At 41.1% G+C, this 12,757-nt stretch carries 9 protein-coding genes; 3 read left to right on the top strand and 6 right to left on the bottom strand.

Annotated elements, in window-relative coordinates:
- Nucleotides 1-2 precede the first annotated feature (2 nt).
- The 5 genes from serS to F0Q01_RS00155 all read right to left on the bottom strand — a co-directional run bounded on the left by serS (nt 3) and on the right by F0Q01_RS00155 (nt 6,600).
- The gene (gene serS, locus F0Q01_RS00175) at nt 3-1,292 is read right to left on the bottom strand and encodes a serine--tRNA ligase (protein WP_090153435.1); all 1,290 of its coding nucleotides are present in this window, start codon (nt 1,290-1,292) and stop codon (nt 3-5) included.
- A gap of 24 nt (nt 1,293-1,316) precedes the next feature.
- On the bottom strand, nt 1,317-3,665 hold the full coding sequence (gene secD, locus F0Q01_RS00170; RefSeq protein WP_090489605.1) for a protein translocase subunit SecD: 2,349 nt from the start codon (nt 3,663-3,665) through the stop codon (nt 1,317-1,319).
- Between the two features lie 48 nt (nt 3,666-3,713).
- Complete coding sequence (gene scfB, locus F0Q01_RS00165) at nt 3,714-5,090, bottom strand: thioether cross-link-forming SCIFF peptide maturase (protein ID WP_090489603.1); 1,377 nt, start codon at nt 5,088-5,090, stop codon at nt 3,714-3,716.
- Nucleotides 5,091-5,192: 102 nt separating this feature from the next.
- Nucleotides 5,193-5,336 carry a six-cysteine ranthipeptide SCIFF gene (scfA, locus tag F0Q01_RS00160; protein WP_033151787.1) on the bottom strand — a complete coding sequence of 48 codons (144 nt, stop codon included), beginning with the start codon at nt 5,334-5,336 and terminating at the stop codon, nt 5,193-5,195.
- An 88-nt stretch (nt 5,337-5,424) separates the two neighbouring features.
- On the bottom strand, nt 5,425-6,600 hold the full coding sequence (locus F0Q01_RS00155) for an FKBP-type peptidyl-prolyl cis-trans isomerase (RefSeq protein WP_090489602.1): 1,176 nt from the start codon (nt 6,598-6,600) through the stop codon (nt 5,425-5,427).
- Between the two features lie 183 nt (nt 6,601-6,783).
- On the opposite strand from F0Q01_RS00155, the gene F0Q01_RS00150 reads away from it, so the two are divergent.
- The 3 genes from F0Q01_RS00150 to F0Q01_RS00140 all read left to right on the top strand — a co-directional run bounded on the left by F0Q01_RS00150 (nt 6,784) and on the right by F0Q01_RS00140 (nt 10,974).
- Nucleotides 6,784-7,788 carry a LacI family DNA-binding transcriptional regulator gene (locus F0Q01_RS00150; RefSeq protein WP_090489600.1) on the top strand — a complete coding sequence of 335 codons (1,005 nt, stop codon included), beginning with the start codon at nt 6,784-6,786 and terminating at the stop codon, nt 7,786-7,788.
- A gap of 24 nt (nt 7,789-7,812) precedes the next feature.
- Nucleotides 7,813-9,288 (top strand): 4-alpha-glucanotransferase, encoded by a 1,476-nt coding sequence (gene malQ, locus F0Q01_RS00145; protein WP_090489797.1) that lies wholly within the window; start codon nt 7,813-7,815, stop codon nt 9,286-9,288.
- A gap of 120 nt (nt 9,289-9,408) precedes the next feature.
- Nucleotides 9,409-10,974, top strand: coding sequence for a DUF5722 domain-containing protein (locus F0Q01_RS00140; RefSeq protein ID WP_143096676.1), 1,566 nt, complete (start codon nt 9,409-9,411; stop codon nt 10,972-10,974).
- Between the two features lie 38 nt (nt 10,975-11,012).
- Here the strand turns inward: F0Q01_RS00140 and ade are convergent, their stop codons facing one another.
- Nucleotides 11,013-12,728, bottom strand: coding sequence for an adenine deaminase (ade, locus tag F0Q01_RS00135; RefSeq protein WP_242941885.1), 1,716 nt, complete (start codon nt 12,726-12,728; stop codon nt 11,013-11,015).
- Nucleotides 12,729-12,757: the final 29 nt, after the last annotated feature.

Here is a 12,757-nt window from a genome sequence, read left to right as displayed (position 1 = left end):
ATTTATTTGATAGGCACGAGTACCTCTTTGCCACCCATGTATGGGCGAAGTGCCTCAGGGATAGCTACGGAGCCATCCTCACGTAAGTTGTTCTCAAGGAATGCAATAAGCATACGTGGTGGAGCAACAACTGTGTTGTTAAGTGTGTGTGCGAAGTATTTGCTTCCATCTGCACCCTTAACACGAATCTTAAGACGACGAGCCTGTGCATCTCCAAGATTTGAACAGCTACCAACCTCGAAGTACTTCTTCTGACGTGGTGACCATGCCTCTACGTCACATGACTTAACCTTGAGATCTGCAAGATCTCCCGAGCAGCACTCAAGAGTACGAACAGGAATATCAAGACTTCTAAATAAATCAACTGTGTTCTTCCAGAGAACATCATAGTATTTCTTAGACTCTTCTGGCTTACATACTACGATCATCTCCTGCTTCTCGAACTGGTGAATACGATAAACACCACGCTCTTCGATACCGTGAGCGCCCTTTTCCTTACGGAAGCATGGGCTGTAGCTTGTAAGTGTATAAGGTAAGTTAGCCTCATCGTTAAGTGTATCGATGAACTTACCAATCATAGAGTGCTCTGATGTACCGATAAGGTAAAGGTCCTCGCCCTCGATTTTGTACATCATAGCATCCATCTCTTCAAATGACATAACACCAGTTACTACGTTTGAACGAATCATGAAAGGTGGAATACAGTATGTAAATCCTCTATCAATCATGAAATCACGTGCATAAGAGATAACTGCTGAGTGAAGACGAGCAATATCTCCCATGAGGTAATAGAAACCATTACCTGCTACCTTTCCAGCTGCATCCATATCAATACCATTGAATCTCTCCATGATATCTGTATGGTAAGGAATCTCAAAATCAGGAACTACTGGCTCACCAAACTTTTCGATTTCAACATTGCAAGAATCGTCTGGACCGATTGGAACTGAAGGATCGATAATGTTAGGAATCTTCATCATGATTTCCTCAACCTTGTCTGCAAGCTCCTTCTCAACTGGCTCTAAGTCCTTAATCTTCTGCTTGAGGTCAGCCACCTCAGCCTTAACAGCCTCAGCCTCGTCCTTCTTGCCCTGTCCCATAAGAGCACCAATCTGCTTTGCAGCCTGATTCATCTTAGCTCTCATGTCATCAGCTTCCTGCTGAGCAGCACGTCTCTTATCATCAAGCTCGATGACCTCATCTACGAGGCCAAGCTTGTGTTCCTGAAATTTCTTTTTGATGTTTTCCTTTACTGCGTCTGGATTCTCACGCAAAAACTTAATGTCTATCATCTTATTTCTCCTAGTTCTATAACCTTAGTTCTTTTTTCCAATCTTACATTTAAAGATGTACCAAAGCTGTGTAGCAATGAAGATTGAAGAATATGTACCTGCAATTACACCAGCAAGAAGTGGTAATGCGAACTCTCTGATTGATGAAACACCAAGGATGAGAAGCATAAGTACCATGATTGCTGTTGTAATAGATGTAGAAATTGAACGTGAAAGTGTCTGTGACAATGACTCATTACATAACTCCTTAAGTGTCTCTGGAGTCTCTGTTCTGATTGCCTTGTGGTTTTCACGAATTCTATCAAATACAACGATTGTATCGTTGACAGAGTAACCAATTACTGTAAGCATACATGCGATAAATGCAGCACCTACTGAAATACGAGCAAATGCATAAAGTGAAAGTACAATAAGTACGTCATGTACAAGTGCAATGATTGCAGATGATGCAAATCTAAGATCCTTAAATCTGAACCAGATATAAAGAAGCATAAAGAATACAGCAACAATTACTGCAATCATTGACTGAGAACGCATCTCGCCTGAAATTGTAGAACCAATATTCTGAGAAGTGATTGATTCTTCTGTAACGCCGTAGTTAGTCTCAAGCATTGTATTAAGTGCTGTTCTCTCATCAAGTGAAAGTGTACGAGTCTTGAAGATTACCTGATTTGTACCATCAACTGTACTCTTCTGAACTGTTCCGTCACCGATTACCTTCTGAATATCAGGAATAATCTGATTGTTGATTACATCATCAGTCTGTGGTGCTGCAAAATCTACTGTTGTAGAAGCACCACCCATGAACTCAAGGGAGTAGTTAAGTCCGCTGCCGTTCTTAGCCTTGAATACGCCCATTGAGATAAAGCCTGCTGCAATTATAAATACTGAGATACCAATGAAAATTGCCTTTTTGCCAACGAAGTCGAACTTTGTAGGCTCCTTAGCCTTGCCGTATGCCTTAGCATTTCTGATGCCGATAGCATAGAAAGCATTAATAAGGATTCTTGTAATAACAAGTGCTGTAAACATTGATAAGATAACACCAAGTGCAAGAGTGATAGCAAATCCCTTTACAGAACCTGATCCAAGGAAGCCAAGCACTGCTGCTGCAATAAGTGTTGTGATGTTTCCATCAAGTATAGCTGAAAGAGCCTTAGAGAAACCTGTCTCAATAGCTGAGATTACAGGACGGCCTGCTTTGATTTCCTCGCGAACACGAGCGAAACAAATAACATTGGCGTCAACAGCCATACCAATTGAAAGAATCATACCAGCGATACCTGGAAGTGTAAGTGTAATATCAAATGCCTTTAAGATGCTTACAAGCATTACTGTATAAAGTGCAAGTGCAAGTGAAGCAACTACACCTGGTACTAAATACATAACGATTAAGAAAAGCATTACAACAAGAAGACCAATACCACCTGCAATAAGCGATGTCTTAAGCGCATCTGAACCAAGCTGAGCACCAACAACCTGTGACTCTAACTCCTGAAGCTCAATATCAAGTCCACCGATACGAATATATGAAGCAAGCTTCTCAGCCTCTGCATAATCACTCATTCCGTTGATTACGCAGTTACCATCTGTGATAGCTGCCTGAACTGTAGGAACTGATACGAATTTACCATCGTAGTAAATTGCAATTGACCAGCCGTTAGCATACGCCTTTGAAGTTGCATCAGCAAATGCCTTTGTACCTGCATCATCAAACTTAAGCTCAACAACATACTCAGTAGCACCTGTTGTCTTGTCCTGGTCAGTACCAGCCTGAGAACTTCTAACATTCTTACCTGTAGCAATTACTGAGCCATTATCAATAAGTGTCTGGATATCATAGTTTAATGTACCCTGAATGTCACCATTCTCGTCTCTACCTGTTGTAGTGTAATTGGCATTACCCTGGTCATCATACTGCATAATGAAGTAAAGAGTACCTGGTGTACCAAGCTCCTTAAGAAGAGCATTAGCATCTGTAACACCTGGAATCTCAACAGTGATTCTCTTGTCTCCTACACGGTAAACATTAGCCTCTGTAGTAGAGCTCTCCTCACCAAGGTCATTCTCAATACGCTGCTGGAGCTTAAGAATTGTATCATTCATCTGCTCATCAGTAGGTTTGTCACCAATTGCCTCATATGTAATACTAACGCCACCATCTAAATCAAGCCCCAACTTTAAGCTGTCAGCATTATACTTAGCCATCTTAGCCTTCTGTGCATCTGTGGCATCTGCTCCCAACTTAAGACTTGTGTCGTTAGCCTTAATAGTTCCCTGAACTACAGTCATTGCATAATATCCCAGTAATCCGAGACATAAAACAAATGCTATAAGCCAGGCAATCCCCTGTCCTTTTTTTAATCGTTTCATGTTTATTCTCCTATTTCCTTTTATTTGTCAGCAAAGCTGACCAAAGGGTTATTCTCCCTTTATTTCTGCTTCCTTAACTTTCAGTGCGATAGCACATTCAACACGCTTCTTCTGAAGCTCGCAACCTACATGGTAATTGCCAAGAATGCTGCCTGTGAAGTTGAATGCATTAGCAGCACATCCACCGCTACAATAGAATCTTGCAAAGCACTCTCTACACTCTGGCTTAGCATATACGTTGCAGTGCTTGAACTCATTGACAACGTCCTTCTTCTGAACGCCGTGCCATACATCACCTAAACAGAAGTCTGTGTTACCAACAAACTGGTGACATGGATAAAGCTCTCCTGTAGGTGTAACTGCCATGTACTCTGTACCTGAGCCGCAACCTGAAAGTCTCTTGTATACACAAGGACCACCCTCCAAATCAATCATGAAGTGGAAGAAATTGAAATCCTCTTCTGTACCCTTGCGTCGCATCATTTCTGCTGCGAGCTTGTCATATTCTTCAAAAAGCTTTGGCAAATCCTCTTCGCGGATAGCGTAGTCATCAGTCTCCTGAGCAACTACTGGCTCCACTGAAATCTGCTTAAAGCCTTCGTTAGCTAGATGAATTACATCCTCTGAAAAATCTAAGTTATTTCTAGTGAATGTACCTCGGATGTAGTATTTATCCTGATTTCTAGACTCTGCCAACTTTTTAAACTTAGGCATTATGAGCTCATAGCTTGGTGCGCCCTTCTTAAATGGACGCATGAGATTGTGAATCTCTGGACGACCATCGCAGCTAAGAACTACATTGGCCATCTCCTTGTTAGCAAATTCCTGAATCTCGTCATTTAAAAGAACTCCGTTAGTAGTAAGTGTGAAACGGAAGTTTTTGTCATGCTCCTTCTCAATGGAACGACCATAAGCCACAAGATCCTTGACTACCTGCCAGTTCATAAGTGGCTCACCACCAAAGAAATCTACCTCAAGATTTCTTCTGCTGCCAGAATTAGCAACAAGGAAATCAAGTGCCTGCTTACCAACTTCAAATGTCATAAGCTCACGCTTACCTGTGTGGTACTCGCCTTCCTCTGCGAAACAATATTTACATGCCAAATTACAATCATGTGTGATATGTAAGCAAAGAGCCTTAACTACTGTAGGTCTTGCAGTAAAATCTGCAATACGTGGCTCGTAATTATCCTCTGTGAATAGGGACTTGTCCTCAATCAGGCTCTCAATCTCTGATTTAATCTGTAAAAGCTCAGCCTCAGAAACCTCACTGTGGGATTCCTTCATAGAAGCTAAAGCTGCATCCCCGCCTTGCTTTTGCCAGAAAGCAAGAAAATCGTATGTTACTTCGTCAACAACGTGAATAGCTCCGCTGTTAACATCTATGACAACGTTGTAACCGTTGTTTTTAAACTGGTGTATCACTAAAAAAATGTCCTTTCATAAACGCACAATAGACCGTTCCCTAATAATAGAATTAATAAGGACCGGTCTGAGCGTTAAATATAACTAAATTTAAGTCTGTGATTAGTTCTTGTGCTCACAGCTCTGATTTCCAACTGTGCAAGATGTCTTGCAAGCTGACTGGCATGATGTCTGGCACTCGCCGCATCCGCCTTCCTTTACTGTATTCTGTAATCTCTTAGTGTTGAGAGTCTTAATGTGTTCCATATTCATATCTCCTTTATTTTTAAAATCGGGCATAGGCCCAAAAACTAGCATAAATTATACTACAGCTTAGGTAAAATATAAAGCCTTTCTATTCAGCGGATTCTTCTGTTGCATCTTCTTGAACTGCCTCATCATCTGTGACTTCCACATCCTCTACAAGTGGTGGCTCCTCAAATGATACTACGCAGTTTTCAACAAGATAATCTAAAGCCTTCTCGGTTCTGTAGGCTAATTCAAAATATCTTCGTCCGTCATAGCCCTCTACTGAGAAATCAGAATATAATTCTTCAGCATTATTATATTTCATCTGAGTATATATATTTTTGACAAATTCTTTATACCCATCATCAATCTGGATATTCTCAGCATCAGCTATAGCCTCTAAAATAATCTCTGTCTTAGTAGACTCCTCTAGATTCTTTTTCAAGGTAGCAATAGTTTCCTCGTAATCATATCCAGCTGAAGTGGCATATTCTTCCATGGTAGTGCCCATTGCTTCATACTGCTTTTCCTGCATATTGATAATCATATCCACTCTAGCCTGAAGCAAGTCCTCTGGCACTTTCTCAACTGTACCTATATTGCCATTTGAAATTGAATTTAATATAGCTGTCTCTTTGTCACTTTCTAATGCAGTCTCAAGATTGTCCTTGTACTTTTCTTCAAGAGCTGCCAAATATTCATCCACAGTAGTATAGTCCGGAATCTTCTCAGCAACTAAATCATCTGTAAGCTTGTCCTTTGAATCGATGGCATTGGCAATATAATTAATTTGGAATGTGAAGACAACTGTCTGTCCAGCCAAGTCAGGGCTATTATATTGCTCTGGGAAAGTAACCTCGTAAGCTACCTCCTCTCCAACCTCATGGCCCACAAGTCCAGCTGTAAAGCCAGCAATATATCCAGTCTTTTGGGTCGCTGATGAATTGTTGGCTATATCAATCATCTGGTCCTCGGCAGAACCGCCATCAAAAGCAACTCCATCCTTAGATCCAACGTAGTCTACATTTACAATAGAATCTTCTTCAACAGTAGTAAGTGAATCGTCTGGAATAAAGATACCTAGCTGCTGAATCGAATTCTCAACAAATGCATCAAATCCCTCTTCTGTATATTCATAATTATTATTAAGAGTAATCTCCATACCCTTGTACTGGCCGAGCTCCACTAGGTCGCTTGCCTTATATTTTATTTCCTTTTTGCAGGCTACTGCTGAAACTGCAAGTGCACCACAAAGTAATACTGTAAAAAGCTTTTTTTTCATAGCTTATCCTCCTAAAGCGCTTTTTGTAGTTTACCATAAGAAAAAAGTGCCTGCAAGTTTAGTAGTAATTTACTTAGCAAATAATAAATGATATTGACTGGGTGCATTTATGGTTGTATTATATATTTGTTCCGGAAACGTTTCCAGTAACGTTTCCAGAAAACTTATCAGAAAGGAATAGTTATGACAATAAAAGATATTGCCAGGCTTGCAGGCGTTAGTGTTAGCACTGTTTCAAGAGTGCTTAACAATCATCCTGATGTCAGTCAGGATGCTGTCAAAAAAGTCATGGCTATTGTGAACAAATACAATTATATCCCCAATACTAGCGCAAGAAATTTGGGCATGTCCTCTTCCGACAACATCGGCGTAATAATGCGAGGCATTTCCAACCCCTTCTATACTAAAATCATCACCGCCATTGGGGATAAAATAGAGAAATCAGGTTACACCATGGTAATGCAGCAAATATCCACCGATGAGGATGAACTTAGAGTGGCCGCCATGATGGAAAAAGATAAGCGTCTTCAGGGGCTCATCTTATTAGGTGGACATCTCAATTACACCAAAGAACAGGTATCCTCCATCGGAGTTCCATTTGTCTGCTGCACCTTTAGCAATGAATACGGAAATCTAAACAGCGACCAGTACTCCAGCGTCTGTATCGATGATGAGGCCACCGCTTTTTCCGCCGTTGAACAGTTATATAAGAAGGGACACAAAAAGATAGCTGTTCTTCTATCAGCTGTGGACGACGGCTCCGTCAGCCAAGTTAGATACGCTGGATATAAGCGAGCGCTTAAAGATTTTAATATCCCCGAGGATGATAATCTCATCATCCAGATTCACAGTTTTAACATTGCTGACGCGTATCATGAAATGAGTAAATGGTTAGATAAAGGCATTGATTTTTCTGCTCTGTTTTGCATTTCTGACAATATGGCCATGGGAGCCATGAAAGCGCTCCGAGATGCTAAAAAGATTGTCCCTGATGATGTAGCTGTTATTGCTATAGATGGTATCGAGGCATCCGAATATACCAATCCAGTTCTTAGCACCCTATGTCAGCCAATGGAACATATTGGCATCAAGGCCGTAGATGTACTTGTTGACATTATTAATAATGAAGGGCAACATCAGCATTTAACATTACCTACTACCCTTCGAGAAGGAGAAACTCTTAGATAATTTTTTAGAATGGAGATTATTAATATGAAAAGAAGTAGCGGAATTCTATTTCCAATTTCATCTTTGCCATCCCCTTATGGAATAGGTACATTTGGCAAAGCAGCATACGAATTTGCAGACTTTTTGAAAGCTGCCGGACAGAAATATTGGCAGGTGCTTCCTCTAGGCCCTACCAGCTACGGCGACAGCCCATACCAGAGCTTTTCTACCAATGCCGGTAATCCTTATTTTATTGATTTGGATATGCTCATTGAGGATGGTCTCCTTACAAAGGAAGATGTCAAAAAGGAAAAATGGGGAACAAACCCTAGATATGTGGACTATGGCCAGATTTATATAAGCCGTTTTAAGGTTCTTGAAAAAGCAAAGGAACGGGGCTACAAAAGCCTAATAAATGAAATCGGTGCCTTCGTAGATGACAACCCTTGGGTAGAAAACTATGCACTATTCATGGCGCTTAAAAAGCATTTCAACATGATTAGCTGGCAGGAATGGCCAGAGGAAGACATACGTCTCCATGACAAAGATGCAGTTTTAAAATATAAAATGGAATTGTCTGATGATATGGAATTCTACATATTTATTCAGTATCTTTTCTTCAAACAGTGGGATAAGCTCAAAAAATATATCAATGACTTGGGCATAGAAATAATTGGAGACCTTCCAATATATGTAGCCCTAGACTCATGTGATGTATGGGCAGAGCCAGAATTCTTTAGTCTTGATGATAAGAATTATCCTGTTGAGGTAGCTGGGGTTCCACCAGATTATTTCAGTGCCGATGGACAGCTTTGGGGCAATCCATGCTACAACTGGGATGCTATGAAAAAAGATGGCTACCGCTGGTGGCTTCGCCGTATTGAGGGCGCTGTAAAGCTATATGATGTACTTAGAATCGATCACTTCCGTGGCTTTGATGAGTACTGGGCAGTTCCAGCTGGAGAGTCTACCGCTAAAAATGGTCAGTGGAAACCAGGTCCTGGCATGGATTTAGTAGGTCTATTATCTTCTACCTTCCCAAAGACCGAGTTTATTGCTGAGGATTTAGGCCAGCCATCGCCTACTGTTGTAAAGCTTCTAAATGACAGCAAATGGCCTGGTATGAAGGTACTTGAATTTGCATTTGACTCTGGAGAGGCTAACAACTATCAGCCTCATACCTATGACAAGAATTGCATCTGCTACACCGGCACCCACGACAATGCCACAGTTATGGAATGGTACCAGACAGCCAAAAAAGCTGACAGAAAATATGCCAAAGAATATCTCGGCATTTCTCGCTTTGAAAAGTTTAACTGGGGAATGATTAGGGGCGGAATGAGCTCTGTAGCCGTACTTTTTGTAGCTCAGATGCAGGATTATCTGGGACTTGGCAAGTTCAATCGTATTAATGTACCTGGAACCAAAAGCGGCAACTGGCAGTGGCGCCTTTTGAAAAACGAGCTTTCTGATGAGCTTGCAGAGAAAATTTTACAGTTAGTACACATGTATGAGCGATAATCACATTTTGTTACAATTATTTTCACAATTATTTTGCAGTGTTTTTTATAACCTTGTGATATAATGTCCCTATTGCTTGACGCAAAGGACATAAATGTAATGCAGAAAGGACAAATCATTATGAAGGTTTTAAAATCACTTGCAAGCTTAGCACTTTCACTAGCGCTTGTAATCACTGCTTTTGCCATGGTACCACCAGTCGATGCAAAGGCCGCTGGTTCAGTTGCAATCGGAAGTGTACTTATCCAGGGCTCTGATGTAGTTATTGCTACAACAGGTGCTACCGGTTCAGATGATGGACTTTTCCATCTAGTTGCTTCCGACGTAAACGAAAGCGCTCCTGTAGGAATAGATGTGGCTCAGGCACCTGCTGCTTCAGGCACTACATTTTCAGTACCTCTCAACAAGGGAGCTGCTGAGTCAGTTCTCTTCAAGAAATTCACTGTATGTGTAATGTCTGGTGGAGCTTTAAAGCCTGTTTCAAACAGTATGTTTATTTTAAATCCAGAGGCAGCTGCACAAGCTGGTGCACGCCGTATGGATAGATCAAAAAAGGGTATTCTTCCAGCACTTGAAGGATATCAGCTTGGCAAATGTCAGCCAAAGGATTTAGGTTGTACACAGGTCAATCTTACTCTTCCACTTTCTTGGATTACTGGTGGTTCTGGTATTCCTTGGAACTACAATGGCAAGACATATAATTTCGAGACAGCTAGACTTTCAGCTTATGATATTTCACTTAAGAAGTTTAATGAGCAGGGATGTCAGGTTTCAGTTATTATCGTGGTAGATGCCGCTGCTGATGGCAGATTCATCAGCCCATATTCAATGGATCAGCTTGGTCTCCACAACTACTACGGATTAAATGCTTCAACAAAAGAGGGCGTAGAGCTTCTTGCTGCTGCATCATCATATCTTGCTAATCGTTGGTGCGGTCGTGGCTACGGTCAGGTAGACAACTTCATCATTGGTAATGAGGTTAATGCTTACACTATGTGGAACTACATGAACTGCGGTTCTCACGAAGCATTTGTTAGAGAATATGCTAATGCATTCCGTGTAATCTATAACGGTATTAAGTCTGAGAATTCAACAGCAAATGTTTACACTTGTATCGACCATCAGTGGGCTAGACCAGAGGCTGGTTATTACATGAGTGGTAAGGGCTTCCTTTCATCATTTAACTCATATATCAAGAGTCAGGGTAACATTGACTGGAGATTAGCTCACCACCCATACAACTCACAGCTTTCAGATCCTTGCGCTTGGTTAGGCGCAGGTGCACCACATAGCCAGAGTGCTCCTTATGTAACTGTTTACAACTTCGATGTACTTACAGATTACTTATCAACACCTGATTTACTTTCTCCATCTGGAGCAGTCAGAAGTGTTAAGATTTCTGAGGTAGGTTACACAAGTGCATATGGCCAGGAACAGCAGGCAGCTTCTATTGTCTATGCATACCTTGTAGCTATGAATAATAGATTTGTAGACGGTATCGTTCTCTCAAGAGAGACAGACCATACAGACGAAATTGCTCAGGGCCTTGCTTACGGTATCTGTAATGTAGATGCATCTAGAAAGATGGCATACTCATGGTACCAGAGTGCAGATAATCCAAATACAATTGCTCAGGCAAGTGCAATTGCTGGCGTTGATTTAATGTCACGTATAACACCTAGATAATATAGATAAAACCAGTGCTTTTTAGCACTGGTTTTCTTTTACTTAAATATCTTACCTGATGCAACATCAACCACGCCTTTTGTGGTAATGCGAAGTTCCGGAATCACCGGAAGGGCCGTAAAGCTTAATGTCATAAATGGATCAATATCCTTATTAGCTCCTAATTCGTAGGCTGCTAAATGAATTTCTTCTAAATGCTTTTTTGTCATATCAGAACTTTCTTCGCTCATCAACCCTGCTACCGGAAGGGGATATGACGCCTTCACCTTTCCATCAGCCCACACAACCATTCCTCCACCTATATCTTTAAGTGCATTTATAGCATGTGCCATATCCTTCTCACTGGCACCTATAGCTATAATATTGTGAGCATCATGGGCTACTGATGTAGCAATAGCACCCTTTTTCATGCCATATCCATTAACAAATCCTATGCCAATATGTCCGGTATTATTATGTCTTTCTACCACTGCAACTTTCAGTATATCCTGGTCTATATTTATCCCATCAGATAGCCCCTCTCTTGTGGTATAAAGCTGCCCAGGCACCAGACCTATTATAGGAAGCTTGCCCTTGTTTCCAAGCATTTCTTCCGTAATAAACGGCAGATGAAAAGTATCATGTGATTTTTCAATCAAATCATCTGTAATATGACTCTTGCATTTTAGCTTAAGAGCCTCATCTGTAATTTCTATTCCATTTTTATAAACAGCACCTACTCTGGCATCATTTATATCCTCAAGCACAATAAAATCAGCAAGAAATCCTGGAGAAATAGCCCCTCGGTCTCTCAATCCAAAATATGCTGCAGCATTGTAGGATGCCATCTTATAAGCTATAGCAGGGTCTGCCCCCAGCTTAATTGCTTTTCTAATAATAGCGTCTATATGCCCCTCATCCATAATGTGATTTATATGCCTATCGTCTGTGCAAAACATGCTTCTAGATGCATAAGGCTCCTGACACAAGCCAATCAGATCCGCTAAATTTTGTGCCGCTGTACCCTCACGAATCATTATCCATACACCAAGTCCCATTTTTTCCAGCGCCTCTTCTAAGGAGGCACATTCATGATCAGAAAGAACACCTGCCGCTATATAACTTACCAATTTCCGTCCTGTTACCATAGGGGCATGCCCATCTATCAGCATGTCTTTTTTTATAGCTGAATAGGATTTGTCTAAAACTGATGGATTCCTACTTACCACTCCATCCACATCCATAAGCTCTGCCATGCCCTTGACTCTATCTCTGCCATAGAACTGTTCCATATCTGATGCCATAATAACGGCACCTGCCTCGTCGTATTTACAAGATGGGACACATGATGGAATCATAAAGAAAACATCCATAGGCAGCCCCTCTGTGGCCTCAAGCATGTAGTTGATTCCATCTACTCCCATTACATTTGCTATCTCATGAGGGTCTGTTATAACTGCAGTAGTCCCGTGCTTAATAGACTCTTTTACAAATATCTCAGGGACAACTGTGGTGCTTTCGATGTGAATGTGGGCATCAATAAATCCAGGCACAATAGTCTTGCCTGTCATGTCTATCTCCTGTGCACCTGAGTACTTTCCAATCCCCGCAAAGGTACCACTTGAAATAGCAATATCTCCCGATTTAAACCTATTGGTAAATACATCAAGAAAGTTAGCATTCTTTAATACAAGCTCCGCCTTTACTTCCCCTGCGGTGACCTGCAAAAAATACTCATACTCATCTCTTGTCATACTCTTCTGTTTATATCTCATGAACCTCTCCTATTAATTATTTCCCCTAA

The sequence above is a fragment of the Pseudobutyrivibrio xylanivorans genome (assembly GCF_010906925.1).
Taxonomy (GTDB): Bacteria; Bacillota; Clostridia; order Lachnospirales; family Lachnospiraceae; genus Pseudobutyrivibrio.
This window is presented reverse-complemented; position numbering and strand designations above follow the sequence as displayed.